Origin of the sequence: Polaromonas sp. CG_23.6 (assembly GCF_029892315.1) — a bacterium.
Taxonomy (GTDB): domain Bacteria; phylum Pseudomonadota; class Gammaproteobacteria; order Burkholderiales; family Burkholderiaceae_C; genus Polaromonas.
Map to the genome: position 1 here is coordinate 38,665 of NZ_JARXUY010000003.1, position 23,431 is coordinate 62,095.

22 protein-coding genes and 4 pseudogenes are annotated in these 23,431 nt (G+C 60.2%); 18 read left to right on the forward strand and 8 right to left on the reverse strand.

What is annotated here, in order from left to right:
• Window positions 1-15 precede the first annotated feature (15 nt).
• From H4V98_RS20605 to H4V98_RS20630, 6 genes and pseudogenes are all read left to right on the forward strand, one after another.
• Window positions 16-606 (forward strand): nuclear transport factor 2 family protein, encoded by a 591-nt coding sequence (locus tag H4V98_RS20605; RefSeq protein ID WP_280757954.1) that lies wholly within the window; start codon window positions 16-18, stop codon window positions 604-606.
• Between the two features lie 3 nt (window positions 607-609).
• Window positions 610-1,713: a CaiB/BaiF CoA-transferase family protein gene (locus tag H4V98_RS20610; protein ID WP_280757955.1), complete on the forward strand. Its 1,104-nt coding sequence runs from the start codon at window positions 610-612 to the stop codon at window positions 1,711-1,713.
• Between the two features lie 319 nt (window positions 1,714-2,032).
• Entirely contained in the window at window positions 2,033-2,428 is a 396-nt protein-coding gene (locus H4V98_RS20615) for a transposase (protein ID WP_280757956.1), read from the forward strand.
• A complete protein-coding gene (gene tnpB, locus H4V98_RS20620) occupies window positions 2,425-2,772 on the forward strand; it encodes an IS66 family insertion sequence element accessory protein TnpB (protein ID WP_280757957.1) in 348 nt (115 codons plus the stop codon). Before H4V98_RS20615 ends, tnpB begins: the two co-directional genes overlap by 4 nt.
• A gap of 86 nt (window positions 2,773-2,858) precedes the next feature.
• The gene (locus H4V98_RS20625) at window positions 2,859-4,232 is read left to right on the forward strand and encodes an IS66 family transposase (RefSeq protein WP_280757958.1); all 1,374 of its coding nucleotides are present in this window, start codon (window positions 2,859-2,861) and stop codon (window positions 4,230-4,232) included.
• Window positions 4,130-4,800: pseudogene (locus H4V98_RS20630) on the forward strand (IS630 family transposase); the annotation flags it as partial. The gene H4V98_RS20625 and the pseudogene H4V98_RS20630, both read left to right, overlap by 103 nt.
• A gap of 39 nt (window positions 4,801-4,839) precedes the next feature.
• On the opposite strand, the gene H4V98_RS20635 reads toward H4V98_RS20630, so the two are convergent.
• Window positions 4,840-5,910, reverse strand: a complete 1,071-nt coding sequence (locus H4V98_RS20635; RefSeq protein ID WP_280757941.1) for an IS3 family transposase — start codon at window positions 5,908-5,910, stop codon at window positions 4,840-4,842.
• Window positions 5,907-6,413, reverse strand: a complete 507-nt coding sequence (locus tag H4V98_RS20640; RefSeq protein WP_280757942.1) for a transposase — start codon at window positions 6,411-6,413, stop codon at window positions 5,907-5,909. Before H4V98_RS20640 ends, H4V98_RS20635 begins: the two co-directional genes overlap by 4 nt.
• Before the next feature lie 66 nt (window positions 6,414-6,479).
• On the opposite strand from H4V98_RS20640, the pseudogene H4V98_RS20645 reads away from it, so the two are divergent.
• The 7 genes and pseudogenes from H4V98_RS20645 to H4V98_RS20675 all read left to right on the forward strand — a co-directional run.
• Window positions 6,480-6,944, forward strand: a pseudogene (locus H4V98_RS20645) (IS630 family transposase); the annotation flags it as partial.
• A 159-nt stretch (window positions 6,945-7,103) separates the two neighbouring features.
• Window positions 7,104-7,867, forward strand: a protein-coding gene (locus H4V98_RS20650) for an IS5 family transposase (protein WP_280757959.1) whose coding sequence is annotated in 2 segments (ribosomal slippage) — window positions 7,104-7,445 and window positions 7,448-7,867 — 762 coding nt in all. Because the reading frame shifts where the segments join, the coding sequence is not laid out codon by codon here.
• 52 nt (window positions 7,868-7,919) lie between these two features.
• Window positions 7,920-8,588, forward strand: coding sequence for a hypothetical protein (locus H4V98_RS20655; protein WP_280757960.1), 669 nt, complete (start codon window positions 7,920-7,922; stop codon window positions 8,586-8,588).
• Between the two features lie 36 nt (window positions 8,589-8,624).
• The gene (locus H4V98_RS20660) at window positions 8,625-8,981 is read left to right on the forward strand and encodes a hypothetical protein (protein ID WP_280757961.1); all 357 of its coding nucleotides are present in this window, start codon (window positions 8,625-8,627) and stop codon (window positions 8,979-8,981) included.
• Between the two features lie 130 nt (window positions 8,982-9,111).
• Window positions 9,112-10,244, forward strand: a protein-coding gene (locus H4V98_RS20665) for an IS630 family transposase (protein ID WP_280757962.1) whose coding sequence is annotated in 2 segments (ribosomal slippage) — window positions 9,112-9,544 and window positions 9,544-10,244 — 1,134 coding nt in all. Because the reading frame shifts where the segments join, the coding sequence is not laid out codon by codon here.
• An 89-nt stretch (window positions 10,245-10,333) separates the two neighbouring features.
• On the forward strand, window positions 10,334-10,858 hold the full coding sequence (locus tag H4V98_RS20670) for a transposase (protein WP_280757920.1): 525 nt from the start codon (window positions 10,334-10,336) through the stop codon (window positions 10,856-10,858).
• A complete protein-coding gene (locus tag H4V98_RS20675; protein WP_280757921.1) occupies window positions 10,855-11,928 on the forward strand; it encodes an IS3 family transposase in 1,074 nt (357 codons plus the stop codon). The genes H4V98_RS20670 and H4V98_RS20675 overlap by 4 nt, the downstream gene beginning before the upstream one ends.
• Before the next feature lie 39 nt (window positions 11,929-11,967).
• Here H4V98_RS20675 and H4V98_RS20680 read toward each other — a convergent pair.
• Window positions 11,968-12,105: pseudogene (locus tag H4V98_RS20680) on the reverse strand (helix-turn-helix domain-containing protein); the annotation flags it as partial.
• Between the two features lie 36 nt (window positions 12,106-12,141).
• Here H4V98_RS20680 and H4V98_RS20685 point away from each other — a divergent pair.
• The 3 genes and pseudogenes from H4V98_RS20685 to H4V98_RS20695 all read left to right on the forward strand — a co-directional run bounded on the left by H4V98_RS20685 (window position 12,142) and on the right by H4V98_RS20695 (window position 15,453).
• Window positions 12,142-13,365: pseudogene (locus H4V98_RS20685) on the forward strand (IS110 family transposase).
• Window positions 13,366-13,478: 113 nt separating this feature from the next.
• Window positions 13,479-14,879, forward strand: coding sequence for a sulfite dehydrogenase (gene soxC / locus H4V98_RS20690; protein WP_280757963.1), 1,401 nt, complete (start codon window positions 13,479-13,481; stop codon window positions 14,877-14,879).
• Window positions 14,863-15,453 carry a cytochrome c gene (locus H4V98_RS20695; RefSeq protein WP_196870878.1) on the forward strand — a complete coding sequence of 197 codons (591 nt, stop codon included), beginning with the start codon at window positions 14,863-14,865 and terminating at the stop codon, window positions 15,451-15,453. The genes soxC and H4V98_RS20695 overlap by 17 nt, the downstream gene beginning before the upstream one ends.
• Window positions 15,454-15,823: 370 nt before the next feature.
• On the opposite strand, the gene H4V98_RS20700 is transcribed toward H4V98_RS20695, so the two are convergent.
• The 5 genes from H4V98_RS20700 to H4V98_RS20720 all read right to left on the reverse strand — a co-directional run bounded on the left by H4V98_RS20700 (window position 15,824) and on the right by H4V98_RS20720 (window position 21,421).
• Complete coding sequence (locus H4V98_RS20700) at window positions 15,824-16,030, reverse strand: hypothetical protein (protein WP_196870877.1); 207 nt, start codon at window positions 16,028-16,030, stop codon at window positions 15,824-15,826.
• A gap of 131 nt (window positions 16,031-16,161) precedes the next feature.
• Window positions 16,162-16,503 carry a thioredoxin family protein gene (locus H4V98_RS20705; protein WP_196870876.1) on the reverse strand — a complete coding sequence of 114 codons (342 nt, stop codon included), beginning with the start codon at window positions 16,501-16,503 and terminating at the stop codon, window positions 16,162-16,164.
• A gap of 48 nt (window positions 16,504-16,551) precedes the next feature.
• Complete coding sequence (locus H4V98_RS20710) at window positions 16,552-17,457, reverse strand: nucleotidyl transferase AbiEii/AbiGii toxin family protein (protein ID WP_348535242.1); 906 nt, start codon at window positions 17,455-17,457, stop codon at window positions 16,552-16,554.
• Window positions 17,458-17,488: 31 nt separating this feature from the next.
• Entirely contained in the window at window positions 17,489-18,100 is a 612-nt protein-coding gene (locus tag H4V98_RS20715) for a hypothetical protein (RefSeq protein ID WP_196870874.1), read from the reverse strand.
• Between the two features lie 336 nt (window positions 18,101-18,436).
• Window positions 18,437-21,421: a Tn3 family transposase gene (locus H4V98_RS20720; protein WP_280757965.1), complete on the reverse strand. Its 2,985-nt coding sequence runs from the start codon at window positions 21,419-21,421 to the stop codon at window positions 18,437-18,439.
• A gap of 119 nt (window positions 21,422-21,540) precedes the next feature.
• Here H4V98_RS20720 and H4V98_RS20725 point away from each other — a divergent pair, with 119 nt between their 5' ends.
• Entirely contained in the window at window positions 21,541-22,161 is a 621-nt protein-coding gene (locus H4V98_RS20725; protein ID WP_280757966.1) for a recombinase family protein, read from the forward strand.
• A gap of 212 nt (window positions 22,162-22,373) precedes the next feature.
• The gene (locus H4V98_RS20730; protein ID WP_280757967.1) at window positions 22,374-23,429 is read left to right on the forward strand and encodes a site-specific integrase; all 1,056 of its coding nucleotides are present in this window, start codon (window positions 22,374-22,376) and stop codon (window positions 23,427-23,429) included.
• The last annotated feature ends 2 nt before the right edge of the window (window positions 23,430-23,431 follow it).

Consider the following 23,431-nt stretch of genomic DNA (forward strand, 5'->3'; position numbering starts at 1 on the left):
ATACCAAGGAAAACCATGGTTATCGAACAATACAGCCCGGCCCGCATCGCCGACCGCTTCATGATCCAAGACCTGATGTACCGCTGGTGCCGCGCCGTCGACCGGCTGGACAAGCAGGGCATGCTGGACATCTTCCATCAAGGGGCCATCGACAGCCACGGCCCCTACATCGGCCCAGTCGAAGGGCTGATCGATTGGATCCTGGTACGACACAAGCCCATCGCCATATCCAGCCACTTCATCGGCAACTTGCTGGTGGAATTCGTCACCGAAGACTTGGCGCTGGTGGAATCGTATGTACGCACCATCCAGCAGTACCCGCCAGAGGGCAAGGCACAGCTTGCTCAGCTGACCGGCGGCGCCTCGGGCAATCCTGAGGCTGCGACGGACATGTTTACCTCGTCGCGCTACATGGACCACGTCGAACGCCGCAACGGCGAATGGCGCATCGCCCGGCGCGACCTGATTCAGGACTGGAAACAGCTGGCGGAGGTCCAGCACAAGGCCTTGCAGCCACATGAAGGCTGGATCATCGGCCGCCGCGACGGTCAGGATGCGCTGGACCTGGCCCGCCGCGAGCTTAAGCTTAGCCTGACCGACCGCTAAAAAATGGGACCATTACAGGGCCTAAAGGTCGTGGAAATCGCCGGCATGGGGCCGGCACCGTTTTGTGCCATGCTCTTGGCCGACATGGGTGCGGACGTAGTGCGGGTGGAACGCGCCAATGGGCCTGAACGCGGCATTCCGACGCCTACGCGCTTCGAGGTGCTGAACCGAGGGCGTCGCTCTATCTCGCTGGACCTGAAAACCCAGGTTGGTTTGCAGACTCTGCTGCAATTGGTGGGCAGAGCCGACATGCTGCTGGAAGGGTTCCGCCCCGGTGTGATGGAGCGCCTGGGCGCGGGTCCCGAGCCTTGCCACGCCGCGAACCCGCAGCTGATCTATGGCCGCATGACGGGATTTGGCCAAGACGGACCGCTGGCTGGCGCAGCAGGGCACGACCTCAACTACATTGCAATGACTGGTGCGCTCGCCGCCATCGGCCCGGCAGATGGGGAGCCGGTGGTGCCACTGAACCTGATTGGAGACTTTGGAGGTGGTGGCATGCTGCTGGCCGTCGGACTGCTGGCGGCCTATGTGGAGGCGCAGCGTTCTGGCCGGGGTCAGGTGGTAGATGCCGCCATGACCGACGGCGCGGCACTGTTGATGGCCAGCACCTTTGGCCTTAAGGCTGCAGGCCTTTGGCGCGCCGAGCGCGGCACCAACATCTTGGACGGTGGCGCACCTTGGTACGGTGTGTACAGGACGGCAGATGCTCGCCATGTATCGCTGGCGGCAATCGAACCGCGCTTTTACGAGGAACTGTTGCGATGCATAGGCTTGGATGCCGCTACGCTGCCGCCGCGGGAAAATCGGAACCAGTGGCCGGAGATACGCACGGTTTTATCAGAATGCATCGCTCGCCGGACCTTGGATCAATGGCAGGAACTTCTGGAAGGTACTGACGCCTGCTTCGCACCCGTGCTATCCATGGAGGAAGCACCCGTACATCCGCACATGGCAAGCCGCGGCACCTTTGTTAGTCCGGACGGAGTGCTGCAGCCTGCACCGGCACCACGCTTCAGCCGCACTGCATCCACCTTGGGCCGCCCACCCCCCACACCAGGAGAACACACGGACGAGGTTTTACGAGATTGGGGCGTAGCACTTTGAAACCAGGTTGCCCGCGAAAACACGCGCAAAGGGAAAACTCCGAAGATCGGCATTGAAGACAGATTCAAATCTGCTTAAGAGGTAAATCCTTCCACCTTTGGGCGCCTGTCACACTGACGCATCCTGACAAGGAGTTCGGGGAAAAAGCAGGAAAACTTTTCAAGGAGGCATTGTTGGCAAGAGAAAGCATCCAGTGGGACGGCAGCAATTCTGTAATAGCCCGGCGAATACCGTTCTTGCTGAAATTTGAAGTGGCGCCCAAGATCGCGGCAGTTGCACTCCATTGGCGGTGTGCACTCAAGCCCGTGAAGTGGACACCATGCAAGAGTCGAATTCATCACCCGTCATCGCCACAAAACGCAGGCACAGCGCGGCCTTCAAACGCAAGCTCCTGGAGCTGATTGAGCAACCCGGCGCTTCGGTAGCCGGCGTTGCGCTGGAGCACGGCGTCAATGCCAACTTGGTGTTCAAGTGGAGACGGGCCAAGCGCGAGCGCAAACGTCCCGCAGGGACTGTCCGTCAAACTGTGCTCCTGCCGGTAACCGTCGTTGAGCCCGAAGAATCGCTGTTGGCCAGCGCGCTTGGCGGGCACGCTGCGATTGACAAGGAGGGCGTCATCGAGATCGAGATGGGCGGTGCCCGCGTAGTGCTGCGAGGCCGCATTAATCCGGCCAGTGTGCGCAGCGTCCTGATGGCACTTCGGGAGACCGCGTGATCGGTTTGCCCTCGGGCACGCGGATATGGCTTGCCGCCGGGCTGACGGACATGCGCAGGGGATTCGATGGCCTGGCAGCCCTGGCGCAAAGCGCGCTGGCGCAGGAACCGTTTAGCGGCCACGTCTTTGTGTTTCGAGGCAGGCGCGGCGACATCATCAAGCTGCTGTGGTGGGATGGCCAAGGCATGTGCCTGTTTGCCAAACGGCTGGAGAAGGGCCGCTTCATCTGGCCGCAGGCCCAATCCGGTTCGGTCTCGTTGACCCCGGCGCAGCTGTCCATGCTGCTCGAAGGAATTGACTGGAGAATGCCGGTTCGCACCTGGCAACCCACGCTTGCGGCGTAGGCCCTTTACGCTGCAGGAATGGGGCATTCGGTTGACAGTGCAAGTCCTCTTTCCCATTGGTAAATGCGCTGGCAAAGTAGCGTTCTATGAGTTCCCAGGCGCTGCCAAAAACCGTCGAGATGCTGACAGCCGATGTCACGCAGCGCGACGCCACGATCAAGGCGCTGCGCCTGACCATCGAGAAGCTCAAGATCGAACTCACGCACCTCAAACGCATGCGCTACGGCCGCTCCAGCGAGAAGATGGACGCCGCCCAAACCCAACTCGAACTGCTGAGTGCGGCACTGGCGCCGCTGATGCCCCTGGACACACCTCTTGACGCGGCCGGTGATGCCAAAGGCAGCCATGTGTCTGACCTTGAAGGCGAACGCAAGAAGCGGTGCCACAAATCTGCGAATCCACAGCACGGCGGACTGCCTGAGCACCTCCCCCGCGAAGAGGTGGTTCACAGCACCTGCTCCGCCGACTGCAAATGCGGCGCCTGCGGCACGGGTCTGCAGCAAATTGGGCAGGACGTCTCCGAGGTACTGGACTACGAGCCGGGCAGCTTCAAGGTCATTCGCCACATCCGCCCGAAGTTTGCCTGCGCCCAATGCCATACGGTGACACAGGCGCTGGCGCCCAGGCGCCCGATGGATCGCTGCACGGCGGGTGCCGGCTTGATTGCCCACGTGATGGTGAGCAAATACGCAGACCACTGCCCCTTGTACCGGCAAAGCCAGATTTACGCGCGCGAAGACGTCGTCATCTCAGCCTGCACCATGGGCGGCTGGATGGGCAGCGCGGCCGCGCTGCTGACTCCCTTGGCCCAGGCGATTGGCCGCTATGCGCTGCAGGCACATAAGGTCCACAGCGATGACACGCCCACACGTGCGTTGGGCGCTGGCAAAGGCAAGGCCCACCTTGGCCGGATCTGGGCGTATGTGCGCGATGACCGCAGCTGGGGCGACGGCGCACACCCGGCGGTATGGTTCCAGTATTCTGAAGACCGCCGGGGCGAGCATCCCAGACAGCACTTGGGCAACTTCAGCGGTGTGCTCCAGGTCGATGCCTTCGCAGGCTATAACGCGATCTTCAATGACGCCAGCGTCCTGGAAGCTGCATGCTGGGCGCATGCGCGACGCAAATACTTCGAAATCCACAAGCAGCAGAACCTTTTACCTGGAACCCTGGCACATCAGGCCTTGCAAAGGATTGGCAGGATCTATGCGGTGGAATCCGAGGTCCGAGGGCACAGCGCAGAGTGGCGACGAAGTCAGCGGCAATTGCGAACGCGCCCAGTTCTGGAGGAAATGCACGTGTGGCTGCACGCCACGCTAGTGTCGCGTCACGAGAAGTTTGACGCGGACAATGGGGAATGGAACATTACAAAGTCACCTTGTCAGAGCAGGAAAGAGCCGAGCTGCAGGGCATCGCAGGCAAAGGCACGCACGCAGCATCCAAAGTCATCAATGCCTTGATACTGCTCAACTGCGACCAAGCGGGGGAGCGCACTGAACGCCCCCGCACCTGCGACATCGCAGCCATGCTGTGCGTGAGCGAGCGCAAGGTGGACCGGGTCAAAAAGAAGTTTGTTCTCGAAGGCCTGGAGTTGACGTTGAACCGCCAGCCCGCCAAATGCGAGTACGCGCTGAAGATCGATGGCCGGCTGGAGGCGCAACTGCTGGCCCTGAGTTGCTCGGCGCCCCCTGAAGGCCAGGCCCGCTGGTCGCTGCGCCTGCTGGCCGATCGGCTGGTCGAGCTCGAATTGGTGGACAGCGTGTCCCACGAGACGGTGCGGCGGGCGCTGAAAAAAACGAGCTCAAGCCCTGGAGGAAAGTTGGCTGGGTGATTGCCCCGCAGGCCAGCGCCCAATTCGTCGCGGCGATGGAAAAAGTGCCGGGCATCTACAGCCGCCCCTACGACCCAAAGAACCCGGTGGTGTGCATGGATGAGACGCCCCGCCAGCTCATTCGCGAGACGAGTGAGCCGATTGCAGCAGTGCCTGGCCGGCCCGAGCGCCATGACTACGAGTACGAGCGCTGCGGCCGGGCGCTGTCAAGGTAGTTGCCGCAAAAAGTTCGATGCTCAAGCGGCTAGTTTTTCTGGTTGATTCTGATCCTTTGGTGTTTGCGGGTTGAGGTGCACTTCGGTGATTGGCGACCAATTGCGAGTCCCCCCTGACCAGCGGTTGGGATTGGCGTTTCGGGCCGCAGCATAGACCTTGGCGCGTTCAGCCAGAATGGCCTCATCGAGTTTTAAGTGCCGCTGCGCTGGGGTTACAAACTGAATGGCGCTGTGCCGATGCTCGTGGTTGTACCAGTGCACCAGCTCTGTCACCCAGCGCCGCGCCTGCAGCAGGCCGTTGAACGGTTTGACGGGCAGTTGAGGGCGGTACTTCAGTGTTCTGAACAGAGCCTCGGAGTAAGGATTGTCGTTACTGACCGCCGGTCGGCTGCGAGAAGCCGCCACGCCCAGGCGCTGCATGGTGGCGAGCATCGTTTCCCCCTTCATCGGCGAGCCGTTGTCCGAGTGAACGGTAAGCTGATGGGGCGCGATGCCGCGCCGCTCGCAAATGGCCCGCAGCAACTGACTGGCCAGCTCGGCGCTCTCGCAATCGAACACCTGCCAGCCCACGATCCGGCGGCTGAACAGATCGACAAACAGGTAAAGGTAGAAGTAGATGCCGCGTACCTCAGTGGGCAAGTAGCTGATGTCCCAACAATAAATCTGATCGGGCCCGGTAGCCACCAGCGCGCGTGGCTTGCTGCGTTTTTGCGCCACCCGCTCCAGTCGGCGGTGCGTGCCTTGACCGACTTCACGCAGCAGCCGGTACAGGGTCGACTCACTGGCCACATACCGGCCCTGGTCAGCCAGGCGCGGCACGATCTGGCTCGGTGGCAGATCCTTGAATTGTTCGCTGTTGAGTAACGCCAGCGCAGCTTGCCTCTCAGCCTCGCTGAGCTTGTTGGGCGGCACGGTGATGCGGCGTTTGTCGCCGACCCTGAGGTCGCCCTCCTGGTTTTTCGGGTGTCTCCAGCGCTGAACAGTACGCGCGTCCAGCCCAATCAGCGCACAGGCCTTTTGCAGACGTGCGCCTCTGTCGCAGGACTGCCGAATCAGCGTCAGCAGGGTCTGACGCTGTTGGCAAGTGGTCATTTCTCCTCGTCCTCCCACAGGGCCTGGAACTTTTTTTGTAGCACCAGCAAGGCTGCGGCTTCGGCCAGCGCCTTCTCTTTTCGACGCAGTTCACGCTGCAGCCCATCGTGCTTGACTTGCAACTCGCGCAGCGCAGTCCTGGCTTCGCGCGATTGCGGCGCTGTGGCGTTGCAAAACGCCTCACCCCAAGCCTTCAACTGGTGCTCAAACAACCCCTTCTCCCGGCACCAAGCATGCAACTGTGTGGGCGACATGGCATGCGTCTGGTTCAGCGCAAGCAAGCGCTGGGCAGGGCCCCACGATTGGGCCGGCAAGTCCTCAGGCAGTTGCGCTGCGGGGCCACCGACTTCATGCTTTCGATTGGACTTGCTGATCCATTTTCTCAAAGTGCCGACCGCCATATTCAGTTCATTGGCAACGTCCTGCACGCTGCGTGTGCCTCGTTGCCTGGCTTTGCTCAGGGCCTGTTCCTGGAATTCAGTTGAATGTCGATTTGTTGTCATAAATAGCGCTCCAATGCGGATCATCCGCAATCTCGGGGGAGCGGCAACTAGTTTGACACGGGGGGCGGCGTGTGCAACGTCTTCATGGCCAGCGAGCCGCTGGCCGGGCGGCGCCTGACCCAGGTCACCGAGCGCCGTACCAAAGCAGACTGGGCCGTGTTCGTGCAGGACATCGCTGCGAACTACCCCGACGCCGAGCGCATCACGCTGGTGATGGACAACTTGAACACGCACACGCCGGGCTCGTTGTATGAGGCGTTTGCCCCCGAGGAGGCCAAGGCGCTGTGGGACCGCTTTGAATTCGTTTACACGCCCAAGCATGGCAGCTGGCTGAACATGGCCGAGATCGAAATCAACGTCATGGTGAGCCAGTGCCTGGATCGGCGCATCGACAGCATCGAGATGGTGCGAAGCGAGGTCGCCGCCTGGCAGAGCCGCCGCGACAATCTTCAGGCCAAAGTCAACTGGCAGTTCACGACCAAGGATGCCCGCACCAAGCTCAAAAGGCTTTACCCGACAACTACAGCATGACGCGACACTAGGTCGCCTCCTGTTGCCAGCGGCCTGGATCCCCCATCGCTCCAGGATGTGCAGCGGTTACTACGCCTGACAAGCTGGTTAGGGCGTGTCATCAATTGAAAACGGCATCAACGCTATTGAAGAGCACGATTTGCCCCTTATCTCGTAAACATGACCAGAAGATATGCACTGCGAGATGATCAATGGGAACGCATCAAGGACTCGCTGCCCGGACGCGAAGAAACTGTTGGCGTGAGCGCCCGGGACAATCGGCTGTTTGTCGAAGCCGTGCTGTATCGCTACCGCGCTGGCATCCCGTGGAGGGACTTGCCAGAGCGCTTTGGCGACTTTCGGGTGGTGCATCTGCGTCACTCGCGTTGGAGCAAGACCGGGGTATGGCGGCGCGTGTTTGAGGTCTTGGCGCAGGATGCAGACAACGAGTACGTCCTGATCGATTCGACCATCGTCAAAGCCCACCAGCACAGCGCGGGGGCTAAAAAAAAGGGTCCAAAGATAGCCAAGCCATCGGGCGCAGCCGTGGCGGCTTGAGCACCAAGATCCATGCCACGGTCGATGCGCTGGGGAACCCGACCGGTTTTCATTTGACGCCCGGGCAGACCCATGATCTGGACGGCGCAGACGTGTTGCTCAAGGACACGGCGGGCGCCACCGTCATCGCTGACAAGGCCTATGACGCACAAGAGCGGGTGGTTGAACCGCTGGAAAAAGCGGGCAAGGCGGTGGTAATTCCGTGTCTGAGCACCCGCGCGCATCAGCGCATCTATGACCGCCATTTGTACAAGGCGCGCCACCTGATCGAGAACTTTTTTGCCCGGCTCAAGCAGTACCGTGCCATAGCCACGCGCTACGACAAAACGGCGCGTAACTTCCTTGGCGCCATTCACTTGGCTGCAGCGGTAGTTTGGCTTAATTGATGACACGCCCTAAACTCAGGTCAACAATTTCCACGGAATCGCCTGCCAGCCGATGAGTCTGATATCAAGTATTCGAGTCGCTGGCACCACCCGCACAGTTTCCGCAGAAATTCACCCCTGCGAGTTCAAGAACGTTCAGCTCTGGCAAAGAGACATCCACACGCCCCATATCAAGCCGAAGGGTGGCATTGGCTCGGATTGGGACTGGCCCGCATACTTCATTGGCTGCAATGTGACTGAAGCGGCAGCAGGTCGGCAGGCACTCACGTTTCAAATCCGCGTCGAGGGGCGAGACGGAGATGCGGTCCCGGTAGCCCAAGCTATTTTAAGTTTGCCCTATGCCTTTCCGGGAACTCCGGCAGGGGTCAAGCTCTCAAAACGTTGCGTGTTCATTTGGTACATTGCGGCAGCCCCGCAAGCAGCCCTGCGGTATTTTGGAGTCAACGACAAGTTTGCAACGCTGGCTCCCTTGCTCGACACGGCGATCCAGGTCAGCTTGGCACACGACTTTGAAGGCAGAATTGGCCTGCATGCAGCGCTCGGCGCCGACGCTCAGGCCAGCGAGGAGTTAGCTAAAAAGTATGAGCAGCAGGGTCTCATGCGTCGAAGAAAGGGATCAGGATTCTTCAGGCCGCCGTTTCGACGCGAAGACGGTCGCCTTTTTTACTTTGACGCTGACGGCGCCCGCGCTTATGCCGCTGCACAAGACGACTTGCGTTGATTGCCGCTTGATGCTATAAAAACTGACAAATATTTTATGACTACTCTTTTTAATCGCAGCCAACGCTCATTGCAACCTCAAGCCGTCAAAGGGCTGGGAGATATTCTTTCCGAGGACAGTACTACCCGAGTCGTAGAGATCGCGTTCATGGAGCGCTATGCAAAGGCTGCCTTCAAGGTGTCTAAGAGGACGCTGCAACTTGCCCGGTTGCAGAGTGAGCAACCGGCTGCCAAGTCCGGTTCCCACATCCATGGAGTAGACAAACTCGAAGCTCAGGTGATGACGGATTTCACCCTAGTGCGTAGCCCAGCTTTCGCGAAAATTGCTCGCGAAATGGAGAAAAATCTTCCAGCTGACGCGACCTTTGGCAAATTCCGGGCCAACGGGGGCTGACCATAACGCGGCAATCAGTATGGGTTGGATAGAGAAGGAAAAAGTGGCGAAGGCGACTTTGGAGGCTTTTATCGTTTCCGGCGTTTGACCTAGTGTCGCGTCACGAGAAGTTTGACGCGGACAATGGGGAATGGAACATTACAAAGTCACCTTGTCAGAGCAGGAAAGAGCCGAGCTGCAGGGCATCGCAGGCAAAGGCACGCACGCAGCATCCAAAGTCATCAATGCCTTGATACTGCTCAACTGCGACCAAGCGGGGGAGCGCACTGAACGCCCCCGCACCTGCGACATCGCAGCCATGCTGTGCGTGAGCGAGCGCAAGGTGGACCGGGTCAAAAAGAAGTTTGTTCTCGAAGGCCTGGAGTTGACGTTGAACCGCCAGCCCGCCAAATGCGAGTACGCGCTGAAGATCGATGGCCGGCTGGAGGCGCAGCTGCTGGCCCTGAGTTGCTCGGCGCCCCCTGAAGGCCAGGCCCGCTGGTCGCTGCGCCTGCTGGCCGATCGGCTGGTCGAGCTCGAATTGGTGGACAGCGTGTCCCACGAGACGGTGCGGCGGGCGCTGAAAAAAACGAACTCAAGCCCTGGAGGAAGATCGGCTGGGTGATTGCCCCGCAGGCCAGCGCCGCCTTCGTGGCTGCCATGGAACAGGTGCTGGACATCTACAGCCGCCCCTACGACCCAAAGAACCCGGTGGTGTGCATGGATGAGACGCCGCGCCAGCTGATTCGCGAAACGCGTGAGCCCATTGCAGCGGCGCCCGGCAGGCCCGAGCGCCATGACTATGAATACGAGCGCTGCGGCGTGTGCAACGTCTTCATGGCCAGTGAGCCGCTGGCCGGGCGGCGCCTGACCAAGGTCACCGAGCGCCGAACGAAAGCAGACTGGGCTTTGTTCGTGCAGGACATCGCTGCGAGATACCCCGATGCCGAACGCATCACGCTGGTCATGGACAACCTGAACACGCACACCCCGGGCTCGCTGTACGAGGCGTTTGCCCCCGAGCAGGCCAAGGCGCTGTGGGACCGCTTCGAGTTTGTCTACACGCCCAAGCATGGCAGCTGGCTGAACATGGCCGAGATCGAGATCAACGTCATGGTCAAGCAGTGTCTGGATCGGCGCATCGACAGCATCGAGATGGTGCGAAGCGAGGTCGCCGCCTGGCAGAGCCGCCGCGACAACCTTCAGGCCAAAGTCAACTGGCAGTTCACGACCAAGGATGCCCGCACCAAGCTCAAAAGGCTTTACCCGACAACTACATCATGACGCGACACTAGTAGCCTATTAAGCCCCGGGTGTCAGAATTGTTGTCGCATCCAATTCTTTGATGGCTAACTGCCCGACAGCTTCATTTCATGACCAGAACACCGCATTCACATCACTCTCCCGAATTCAAAGAGCAGGCACTGCTCAAAGCCAGGCATCGCGGAACGCGTTCCGTTATCAGCGTTGCCGGCGAGCTCAACATGTCCGCCGGCACGCTCAGGAAGTGGCTGCAAAGCGCAAGCAAGAAAACTGGCACGACAGCCCACCCGGTGCCCGCTGCAACTGCTGTACTGGACGGCCCAGCGTCTGCCTGGTCGCCCGCACAGCGTTTGATGGCGTTGCAGCAGAGCTACGCACTGGACGACATGGCCCGGGCCGGCTGGTGCCGCGAGCATGGCGTGTTCGAGCATCAGCTGGTGCAGTGGCACCAGGAGTTTTGCACGCCTGCCGTGCCCGCTTCACGCGAGGCGAGCGGCGCCTTTCGCGAGTTGCAGCGCCAGCACGATCAGTTGCAGCGAGAGCTGCGGCGCAAGGAAAAGGCGCTGGCCGAGGTGGCTGCCTTGCTGGTGTTGCAAAAAAACTTCCAGGCGCTGTTGGAGGGCGCGGACACATGAGGTCCGTCCAGCAGCGCCAAACCTTGCTTGGTCTCATTGATCAGGCCTGCGCCGATGGCGCCCGCCGGGACGTGGCCTGTCGCCAAGTGGGCCTGTCATGCCGCAGCGTGCAGCGCTGGCAACGCTCTGGTGTGGCCGAGGGCGACCAGCGCCCATCGGGCAAGCGGCGCTACGTGCGCCCTGCCAACCGTTTGCGCGAGGACGAGCGCCAAGCCGTGATGGCCACGCTCAACAGCGAAGCGTTCAAGGACTTGCCGCCCAGCCAGATCGTGCCTCGCTTGGCCGACACAGGCGTGTATGTGGCGTCCGAGTCCACGATGTACCGAATACTTCGACAGCAGGGCCAGCTGGCCCACCGGCGATCAGAGCGTGCAGCGCAAAAGCGCAGCCGCCCGCGCGCCCTGGCCGCGACCGGGCCCGATCAGGTGTTCTGCTGGGATATTACGTATCTGCCGACCCAGGTGCGCGGCCAGCATTTTTATCTGTACCTGTTCGAGGATCTGTTCAGCCGCAAGATCGTCGGCTGGCAGGTGTTTGACTGCGAAAGCGCCGCTCTGGCCAGTCAGTTGCTGACCGACATCTGCCTGCGCCAGGGTATCGTCCCGGGCCAGCTGACGGTGCATTCGGACAATGGCGCGCCGATGAAGGGCGAAACCATGCTGGCCACCATGCAGCGCCTAGGGGTGGCACACACGCGAAGCCGGCCATCCGTGAGTAATGACAATCCGTACATCGAATCAGCGTTCAGAACCCTGAAGTACCGCCCCGAGCTGCCCGTCAAACCGTTTGAAAACCTGCTGGCCGCAAGGCGCTGGGTCACCGAGCTGGCGCACTGGTACAACCACGAGCATCGCCACAGCGCCATCGGCTTCGTGACGCCGGCGCAGCGCCATGCCGGCCTGGACCGGGCCCTGCTTGAGGAGCGCGCGCTCGTCTATGAACGGGCCCGCCAGGAAAATCCCCAGCGCTGGTCAGGACAGGCTCGCCAGTGGACGCATGTCGATGTCGTTCACCTCAACCCAGAAACCCCACAAATCAAGGAGCTTCGAAACACGCAAAAAGTAGCCTGACTCACTTCACTTCAGGCGACAACTTCCTTGACAGCCACCGTATTTCGGCATGTCACCCGCGGCCAGTTGACGTCGCACCGTGTTGACCGCGCAGCCCACCTCCCTGGCAATTTGCCTCAGGCTAAATCCATGCTTTTTAAGTAACTCGATTTCCACAAACACCTCTTTGGTTATCACAGCTACCCTAAAGGCAGCCATCTTCTCAAAATAGGTGTGTCCGTTTTAAACCGCTGCCTGTATCACTTTACTTCCGCTGGTGACACCAACCACGATGGCTACCAACAACTGCTCTGCTGGGCTCAGAAGTTTGGAGTGCTCCGTCGTGCTGGCGTCGAAGGCACAGGCTCCTATGGAGCAGCTCTGACGCAGGTCCTTCAGGCCAATGGCCTCACCGTCATCGAGATCAACCGACCCGACCGTTCTCGCCGTCGCGGCCGTGGCAAGAGTGACGCCACCGATGCCGAGAGCGCTGCAAGAGCAGTTCTTGCGGGCGATGCCACATCCATTCCTAAGGCCCGCAACGGGCTGGCAGAGGGGCTGCGTACGTTGAACCTGGTACGCCGCAGCGCAGTCAAGGCCAAGACCCAGACCATCAATCAAATACGTGCGCTGCTTGTGAGTGCACCGCAAGCGATCCGTGACCTTGCCTACAAACCCGATGCATCAAAATGCGTGGCAGCGTGTGCTGGCCTGTTACAAGACACAGTTTCGGCGGCGCTGGCAAGCCTGCAGACCGCCCTACGCCTTCTGGCAAAGCGGTGGATGGTCCTGAATGAAGAACTACGCGAACTCGATATGACACTGGCTCGCTTGACCAAAAAAGCAGCTCCGAGACTGCTCTCTCGGTTCGGCGTCGGCCCGCAAACGGCGGCCACGTTGCTAATAACGGCGGGTGACAACCCCACCCGTTTGCACAGCGAAGCCGCGCTGGCGGCACTTTGTGGAACCAGTCCTCTGCAGGCTTCGTCAGGCAAGGTTCAACGCCATAGGCTCAATCGGGGCGGAGATCGCCAGGCCAACAACGCGTTGTGGACCATTGCAATGGTTCGTATGCGAAGCGACGCGCGCACGCGGCAATATGTAGAGCGGCGTACCGGTGAAGGCCTGTCAAAAAAGGAGATTCACCGTTGCTTGAAACGCTACATTGTTCGGGAACTGTACCCTCTCATCTTGGCTGATTTAAAAGACGCTGCATCTATTGCTTGACATAGGAGCGTCAACGCGGTGATGGAGCGTTTATTCCTGAATTTGAAGATGGAGCGCGTTTGGCAGAACGACTATGCCAATCACGCAGAAGCCATCACGGACATTGCAGACTACATCGTCAACTTTTATAACGCTGTGCGTCTGCATTCAACTCTGGGCAACTTGTCACCCATTGCTTTCGAGCATCAATCGGCAACTATCAAACTTATCGAGCTGTCCGAAATAACTTGACCACCACAAACTGTCAAAATGCAATTTTGTTGCAGTGAGGCGTGGGTGATGATGAACCGCCCACCCTCGGTAGCCTGGCAAATGGGAATACAAAACACATAGGAGGCAGACTGATGAACAGTCACAGCACAGTCGTCGATCAATCGGCGAAAAGCCAGCCATCCAGCACCGATGTGATGGTTGAAGACGAGGCCCGCCGCTTAGACACAGCGCAAAGCGATCCCGAGTCCGTATATTACGCAGGAGGCGAAAGCCGCCCCGCCAGAAGGCGCTTCCTGATCAGCGGCTCGGTCGCTGCGGCCGGCATAGCGAGCATTGCGATGCATGGCGCTCGCGCCGCTGCGCCGCCCGGTGCTGAGGTGCATGACGTGCCAGCCGACGCGACCAAAGTGCAAGGCTACCCGTTGGCCGAAGAAAGCTATGGCTCACGCTCGCAGTTCGAGACAGAGGTGCGCACACGGTTCAAGACGGCGACACCGCAGTCTTCCTGGACCTTGACTCCGCTGGAAAAGAGTTGCGGCATCATCACCCCGTCGGGCCTTCACTTTGAAAGGAGTCATGGTGGTACGGCCGTCATCGATCCGTCCAGGCACACACTCTTCGTGCACGGCATGGTCAAGCAGGCCCGTAAATACTCGATGCATGACGTGCGGCGGTTTCCTTCCATTTCCAGGGTGTTGTTTATTGAATGCTCGGGCAATGGCCTGACCGAGTGGTCCAAGCCGACGATGAAGACCGTACAAGGCACCCATGGCTTGACGTCCTGCTCGGAGTGGACAGGGGTTCCACTATCTACCATCCTCAATGAAGTGGGGCTGCGTGCCAGCGCGAAGTGGCTGCTCGTTGAGGGCGGAGATGCTTCAGCCATGACGCGCAGTATCCCGATGGAAAAAGCCTTGAAGGACTGTTTTTTAGCCTATGGACAAAACGGCGAAGCCCTGCGTCCTGAGCAAGGCTATCCCTTGCGCCTCATCGTCCCGGGCTTTGAAGGAAACACGCACATCAAATGGGTCAGGCGCATCGAGGTTGCGGACAGTCCGTTCATGACGCGAGAAGAAACGTCCAAATATACCGACCTCATGCCCAATGGCAAGGCCGTACAGTTCTCGATGGAAATGGATGCCAAGTCGGTGATCACGGCTCCATCAGGCGAGATGCTGCTCGATGGCCCGGGATTCTACGAAATCACAGGGTTGGCATGGTCCGGCCGCGGCGCGATCAAGCGCGTAGACGTCTCGACTGATGGTGGGTTGACTTGGCGTGCGGCTGCGCTGCAAGGTCCAGTGCTGCCTATTTGCCACACCCGCTTCAGGCTGCCATGGATGTGGAACGGCAAACCGGCCATCCTTCAGAGCCGCTGCGTTGAAGACACCGGCTACGTGCAGCCGACGCTGGGACAACTCATCGCCAAGCGCGGACTGAACGGGCCGCTCGGCTCGATCTATCACTTAAACGCCATTCAGAGCTGGCAAGTTGCGAGCGACGGAAAGGTATCGAATGTCCATCACTACTAATCATTCTTTGCGGTTGGCTGCAGCTTTCGTCATGAGCTGCGTTTGTTGGGGCGCAACCGCCAGCGAGCCAGTCACGTTCGGGTTCGGCAGCGTCGCTACGCCTGAGGATCTCCAGAGCTTTGTTTCCCCGTTACCCGACGGCCGCGGTCTGCCGGATGGGCAGGGTACGGTTGAACAAGGAAAAGTCATTTATCAGGCGCAATGCGTGGCGTGCCATGGTGAAAAGCTGCAAGGAGGCCTTGGAGACCGGCTGATCGGCGGACGCCAGACCCTGGTCAACAGTGATCCGACAAAAGCGCCAGTCAAGACGGTTGAGAGTTACTGGCCTTATGCCACGACCCTGTTCGACTATGTGAAAAGGGCCATGCCGCTGTATTCGCCGGGAAGCCTGTCGAACGATGAAGTTTATGCTGTAACAGCTTATATCTTATCGGAGGCAAAAGTCGTTTCGCCGGACGCCATGCTCGGCAAGACTTCGCTGGCTCAGGTCAGAATGCCCAATCGCGACGGATTCGTTCCTGATCGCCGTCCTGACAAGTTCATGCGGGTAGCTCAAACGCCTCATTCGAAGTGAGTTGTTTCGACAAGTCCGGAATGTGCAAAAAAAGTGGGGTCAGGTGACTACCATTCCGGAAGAAGCTACCCGGTCTGGGCACGTTTTTTTCGCAATAGAAGGAACTGCCGGCTCCAACCGCGAAATAGCTGGTTGCTGGCAAAGTTGGAAACATTTTGCGGTTGTGATTGAGCTATATCAGGTAGGGGGTGCGGCCAAAAACTTGAATTACTAGGCGGTAGTTCATACATTCGTACTAAGACCCATTCAAACAGTTAGGCGCTACATAAACCTCGGGGAACACACGGGCGCGACCATTTTCCATTTGGGCTACCCAGCAAAGAACATGTTCAAGAGCTGGCATCGGCGCACACTGGTCGGTACGTGCCGTCTACTTGGTGAATTCGACAGCAGCTATGTGCACGGGATCACTTTGCGGACTTCTTTGCCAGTGCGTGTCGGCCGCTTCCTCAACCGCTTGCTTGTCGAAGCTGCCCTTGGACAGCTGCGCCCAGACCGCGACGTACGCCTGGCACCAGGCCCCCCGGTCTTCGTTCAACCGTTTTTCCTCAAACTCGGGATTCAATGGCGCAGGCATGATGCGAAGAAATTAGCAGGGTTGTCATATTCTGCCTTGGCGCACGAGACTTGGCTTAGGAAGTCTGTTGAAAAAACTTAAAATGTCAGCTTTGCTAGACAACATTACCGGTAGCGGGCCTTGGTGATGCCTCACATGACAGGGCTGGCAGGATCGACAGCGCCAAGCGCTTGCGCCACGGCCTCCCCATCCATTGGCCGAACCAGCCGGGCCACTTCCTTGCCATCGGTCAGGAAAATCAGGGTCGGCCACAGCTTGACCTTGAATGACCGACCCAGTGCCCGGCCACTGCCGTCCTCCACCTTGAGGTGCTTAACGGCGGGGCGGGTGGCCAGCGCCTTGGCGATGATTGGCCCGCTGGCAAGGCAAAAGCCGCACCAGTCGGTGCCGAACTCCAGCAGGGCAACCCCGGGCAAAGCATCGATTGCCTCGCGTGTGGGCGCGTCGTTGGCATAGCGAAGAGCAGGTGTCATGATTTCAGGTCCTTCAGTGAGGCGATCAAAACACGTTTGAGCGCCTGCTCACATTGCATCGATGCAGTGATGAATCCGGGCCACCAGTGCATCGAAATCCGGTTGGCCTTGGTAGTACAGCGCTTGTGTTTTGCGGTATTCCAGCGCGAAACGCGCACGTTGCGCAGCGTCGGCCAGGACAAAAGCGGGGTTTCGGGCGATCACCTGCTCGTCACCGCGGCGAAAGCGCTGCGCCTTGCGCTCTGGGTAGGCAGGCTTCCGCAGGAAGGCCTGCACCTCCTCCAAGCCGAGCAAGCAGTACACGTCATAGTAGTGGCGCAGGAAATTGCCGGGGAAGTCCTGCGCCTCGCCCAGCCGGCGGTACTTCGTGGAAATCGTCTGGAGTTTCTCGACGAAGGTGTGCGTCGGCGCGTAACACGGTACAGCCACCGCGCGGTTGTCGAACACTTCTACGCCGCGGTCAGAGGCGACGTCCAGGGCCCATGACGAGATGGTGACCGGTCGATTGGGCGCCGTGTCATCGAATCCCAGTTCCAGCAGAATGCCGTCCTTGATGCCTGCCAACGCCGCTGCACTCGGGGTATAAACTAGGCGAATGCCCGCGCTGCGCATCTTGTCGTCGTCAAACTGCGTGTCGCGCTCCACGCTGTCGATGCCTGGGATATGAATGCGTGCCGTCAGTTCGTCATAGTAAGCGCGTCGCGAGGCGACGTGGGCAGGTTTATCCTGGTTGCGACCCACCTTCACCTCCATGCCGTCTGGGGGCGCGATACGAATGTCGATGTCCTCGGAGAAGCGGTGAATGATGCCGAAGCCCTTGGACAGGGAAGTTCCGCCCTTCAGCTCGAACGCAAAGCCCTGGGCCTGCAGGCCCCACAGGCAATGCATGATCCAGTAGTCCTTCTCGACCAGCATGGGATCGATTCCGCGCTCGTCTGCGACGATCGCGAGCAGTTAGTGGAAGTCCCGCCGTGCGTGCAGGAACTCAAGCACCCACCCACTCCCGCAGGCGCTTGCGTGTGGCGACGCTGCCAAAGCGGTCGGCGGCACGCTGAAGGCAGGCCGGATCGAACGACGCCAGCTTGGTGCGCGCCTGGCGCAGCACGGCGCCCTGGTCCTCGGCCAGTTCCTCCAGGTTGTTCAGCAAGTCCACGTACAGGAACTCGGGCGTCAGCTTCTTGGGAAAGCGCGGCTTCATGCGGAAATCGAACTGCCGGTTGCCGAGACGGAAGACGCCGTGGCGCTTGTGGTTGTAGACCAGCGTGCGGTTGTAGAGCTGGGTGGTGCCCAGGCCAACGGCGTTGTAGGCCGATGGGGAAAATACCAGGAAATCCTTGTCCCGCAGGAACCCCCCCACCACCTGCGAATCGGCAGGCGGCAGCGGACCGAAAGTGGATTGCTGAGGTGCGTGGTACAGGCCCTGAGCGAGTTTCTTCAGCTTCCCGGTGGCCACCAGCGCACGCAGGTGTCTGTCCACAGCGGTGGACAGACGAGCGAGGTCCTCCCGCCGATAGACGCGGCCGGCTTGCAACTCGTCCGCAAGGTGAGCAGCAGCGCCTCGCAGAGGCTGGGCACGACTCGCAACACTGATAGACATGTCTGAATTCCCATTGAAGTTTCATGCATTTTACTGCTTTCCTAAAGACATCGTTCCCCACTTGAGACGCACCTCAGCTACTGACAGGTTCAAGCCAATTTGATGAAACAACCCATGTGCGTTCGACAAGGTTACGGCACATCGCCATGCGCCCGCTGTATTTACCTTTACAACCGGCGTAGCCCCCAAATACATCCCCCTGCCCGACCTCCCAGCGCCGCGCCCTTGAGGGAGCAAAGGAAGACATCAGGGGGAGGGTTGATCAATAGGCGGGGTTGGGTAGGCGTAAGGATTAGTTCGTAAATGAGTAAGATCGCCCGCAAACCCGCGCCAGGCTTAGGTTTCGAACCCGACTCCATAGTCCACAGGCAGGGGATGGCGCTCTTTCATTTCGTAAAGTCCGAAGCGATTGAGGTGATGCGTGCGGTACGGGCTCAGTCCTGCGAGCAGCTCAGGCGTGAGTTTTATGCCATCCGTTTGCAGCTCCTTCAACGCCCGCGTGATGGTGTGGCAATTGTGGAAGATCACCAGGTTGGAGACCAGGTGGTTGTATTTGATGATCTTGAGTTGATCGTCGCGAACGTTCCGGGTGATGGTGTCGGCGCCGAAATAGGCCCACTGGGAAAAATTGTTGAAGCCTTCGCACTTGTTCTGCGCGGCTTGGATGATGCCGCGCAAGTCCTCATCGCCAATGTAGTCGAGCAAGAACGTGGTGCGAACCACCCGTCCGAGCTCGCGAAACGCGAAGTACAATTTGTTTTTGCGGCTGGCCGTGCCCAGTTTTCGCAGCACCGTCGAGGGTGAAATCCGTCCGGCCCGGATGGATTGGGCCACTTGCAGCATGTCGGGCAAATGGCAGGCGATCAGGTCCCAGTCGATCGCTTCCCTGGTGAACAAGGTGTCGATATGCTCATACGCATCCTGGGGCGTGGGCCGGAACCATTTGAGGTCTTTCCAGTTGCGTATGCGCGGCATCAGCTTGATGCCCAGCAGGAAGGCCAATGCGTAGACCGGCGCACTTTGCGCCTGCGTGTCGCCGTGCAAGATGTCGGGCTGAATGTCCGATGCGTTTTTGCTCAGGCCATCGAGGATGTAGATGGCCTCCCAAACCCCGCACGGAATGAAGTGCGAGAACAAGGCGATATAGGTATCGCTGACGTGGTAGTAGGCGATGCCGCCATGACCGCCGTAGCGGATGTGCCGCTCGGAAAGCAGGTTGTTTTCGTACAGGTTCCACTGGGTGCCGTCGGCCGCAGCGCGCCGCGTGTCGCCCCAGTACCGGGGCAACTGGAACTGGTTATAAGCGTTGATGGTGTCGGTAATCGCCGCCTCCAGTTTTTCAGTGCTCGCCTGGCGCTGATCGACGAAAGAGATCTGCCGCGCGCTGATGTCGGCGATATTGCGGGCAGTCTGGGTCGGCCCCAGTCCGGTTCCGTACGCAAACGTGGTCAGGATTTTTCGCCGCGCCTCTTCCTTGAGTTTGCCCTGGTGTCCGCTGAGCGGTCCAAGATGCCGGTCCCAGCCGATCCATTGCGACGTATCGGCAAGGACATCGAGCAGCGACAGTCCCAGCCCATCGAGCTTGGCCGTCAAGGCCTGGTCCAGCAGCGCGAACCCTTCGGGGGGCGGCGCTTTGGCAGGGCGCCCCAGCTTCGCACGGCCATCAATGATCCTGAAGAATGGATTTTCAGGATACATATCGTCGGCCTTGCGCGCGGCCACTTCCAGCAGGCCACGAACGTGCTGCACGAACGCATTCTCCTGAACCGGCAGGCCGACCTCTTGGCCATACACCTCGCGGGTGCGCGCGCACTCGTCCAGCGGCACCAGCTCATCGCGAAAGTCGGCGTATGCATTGGCGCCCACCACGCACATATCGCCCGATTTAAGCTCCCGAACCATCTGCGCGCAAACACAGGCCTCGAACTGGCGCCGATGCAGCCGCGTGGGCGCTTCGCGCTGGGCCATGCCCGTGATGAGTTTCCACCATTTCTCCGGCACCCAGGCCAGCTCTAGCAAGCTCAAACCCCCAGCCGTAGCGCTTTGCAGCACAATCCACTCACCCGAGCGTGCCCGCTGTGCGAGCATGAAGGTGAAGGCGCGCTTGAAGCTGGCATCCTGGCTGGTCGAGACAAATTGCAGTGCGCCCAGGATGCGCAGCAATTCGCTGCGCCGGTTGGCAAAGACAGGCGCCATGAAGCGGCATTCGTTCTTGCCACCGTATTCGGCATGCAAGCGCGAGAACTCGCACAGGTCGGGCCGCGAAGCGATGGTCTGGCGAACTGCCAGCAACTGCGCCTGGCCCGGCTCGGCCGACTTGAGCAAGGCGTCGAGCGAGGCGTAGCGGCGCAAAATCTCGTCGGTCTTTGCCTGGTTGTCCACCAAATACTGCTGCAATGCTTGTGCAGCCGCATGCGATACCCGGTCCATCTGTTTGCAAAAGATGATGCACAGGTCATCGGTCACGACGCCGAGTCGATGGTGCAGCACGGCCAGTGTCACCGCGTACCGCTTGGAAGCTGCCAGGTCAGCCATGCTGGCGGCATCCAGCGCACTGCCCTCCAGCGCCCATTGACTCACCTTGATGAGCGGAACCGATTTGAGTATGGCGTTGTAGCGGGAAAGCCCGCTCAACTGATCAAAGCGTGCCAGCAGCTCGCGCATGCCGTGAACGGTTGGCTTGACGGGGTCTTGCTTGAGGTCGTTCCAAGGACTGACCCGTCGGGGATTGTCCCCGACGACAAACAGCGCATCGAGAAATGCCTCGCCAGCTTCGTCCAATGCGCCATGAACTTGCCCGTACAGGGTGTGATTGGCCGCTGCGCGAGCCGCGCGTGCTTGCCGGACCAGGGTGTCGAATGCGGGCAACTCGTAGCGGCTTCGCACCAGCATCTCGATGCCGACGTTGACGATGTCGGCCACATCCTCCTTGGTCATCGCCGCATCGTTGACCGCCTCACGCAGCAGCGCCTGGCCGGCGGCGGCAAAAGGCTTGACGTTGAGAAATTTTCGCACGGCCGCCAGATGCTTTCGCCGCGCCTGGGATGCATCGTAGCGGCGCAAATCTTCTCGATCAATGCGCCGCCCAATGGCCGTGGCGATATGCTCGACGATCACTTGCGGGATCTGGCTCGACACTACGAAATATCCCAGGCGCTGGAAGGACTTGAGCAAAAGCAAAAAACCCAGTCGCGTCGTGGGTGCGCGCGCAGCGAGGGCGCCATAGGCTTGCTCCTCCTCCGTTGGCGTATAGAAGCGCTCCAGCTCCGCAGGCGATGGGCGACTTTTAAAGCGTGGATAGGCGGTATCGCTGGGTTGCAAGTGGGCGGTCCTGGCAGTTTGAAATCCAAAGCTGTATCGTTTAAAGTAAACTTTATTTGCACTGCCATTCTGGCACGGCCCCATGCGCCCTGGCGGGCGGTTTTGCGCGAAGGATTCAATTGGGACAGCGAGCGGCCATTTACTGCCGGGTTTCCACGGCCGACCAGACCTGCGAGCGCCAGGAGGCGGATTTGCGGGCGTTTGCCGCAAAAGCGGGCTTTGAGGTCGTCGGGGTCTGGAAGGAAACGGCCTCGGGCGCTAAGGATGATCGCGCCCAGCGCAAGAAGGTCATGGCGCTGGCCCAGGCGCGCGATGTCGACGTGGTGCTGGTCACCGAACTGACCCGCTGGGGCCGCTCGACGATCGATCTGTTTCACACGCTGGGCGAACTCCAGGCGTGGGGCATTTCCCTGATCGCCCAGACGGGCCTGCAGTTCGATCTGGGCACGCCGCAGGGCAAGCTCATCGCCTCGCTCATGTCCGTGCTGGCCGAGTTCGAGCGCGACCTGCTGCGCGAGCGGGTGCGCTCGGGGATTGCCGCAGCGCAAGCGCGCGGCGTACGCTTCGGGCGCCAGCCCGGCCAGCGCGTGAAAGCCGACCGCCATCAAAAGCGTGCGCTGGAGCTCGTCGCTGCTGGGCAGTCGTACCGGGAGGTCGGACTGCGTCTGGGCATCAGCAAAAACACGGTCTTGGACATCGTCAAGCGCGACCGCGCGAAACAAGCCGCGATTACAGGCTGAAGTTCAGTGGATAGTTTCACCAAAACGCATCTCTCAAATCCCTGAGATCCAAGCCGGGCGCGGGTTTGCGGGCGATCTTACTCATTTACGAACGAATCCTTACGCCTGCCCGGGTTGGTTCTTGGCGCTTGGGGGTGGGAATGGATTGGTTGTAAAGGTAATATAATGGGGTTGTTGGTTAGATTGTTTGCTTTGACCAGGACCCTTGTTGCATGCACCCTGCTCCTGCGCTTTTTGTTGATGCTGCTGCTCCCGAAGACCTGGGCGGCATGGCCTTTTTCGAGGGTTGGCAGTCAAGCCGGCTTCTTGACTCGCACCGCAAGCCCATGGGCGCTGCGGGCCTGGGCCAGGCCGGGTTCGTCTGGCGCAAGTGGCTGGCGTTTTGCACTGGCCGCGATGTCTCCTGGCAGGCGGCCAGCCCGGGCGATGTGCAGTCCTTTGCTGGCGACATCTCGCCTCGCAAGCCCGGCGCCCGAGCGGTCTCGCCCGTCACGCTCAGGCGCTACTGGCGCATCTTGAATGACCTGTATGCGCATGCGGTGCTCTCGGGCACTCTAGCGCACAACCCGGCCTCGGAGGTGATGCCGGCCACCAGCGAGAAAACCGCGTCACTCGCCCTGCCCCCGCATCTATGGGCGCTGCTGCAGGAGGGCTTGCCCTGCGGTTACCAGTTCAGGGCCAGGCGGAACCGACTGGTGCTGCTGCTCATGATGCGCTGCGCGCTAACGGTCAGAGAGGTCATCAGCTTGACCCTTGGCAGTGTGCAGGTGCATGAAGGAACGCCAGGGGAGATTGCTCAGCGCCTGGCGCTGGAGGGCCTGCCCCTGCTGCAGCCCGAAAGTGCGTTCTGGACGCCGCTGGCCTCGTCTTCCCCTCCCCCCGTCTACAGCTTGCAGCTGGCAGGCGCCCGCCCGGTTCAGACGCGTCAGCTGATGCTCGACAACCGCACCAGCGCCGCCCTGCACGACTGGCTGGAAGTGAGAAAACTGGGCAAGGCGGGCGCTGGCGACCGGCTCATTGTCGGCAGCGCCGAGGGCGCGGCCATCACCCCCAAAAGCCTGTACAACCTGTGCCAGGCGCACATGGCACGGTGTCTGGTGGGTTTTGACATCGGCCAGATGGGGCCCAACACGCTGCGCAACACCTGTATCAGCTGCTGGCTCAACCAGGGCGTGCCGTTAAATGAGATCCTGCGCCGCTGCGGCCTGAAGGACGATCAGGTGCTCATCCGGCTGCAAAAGCACCTTAATCCCGCTGTCATTCTTTGAGG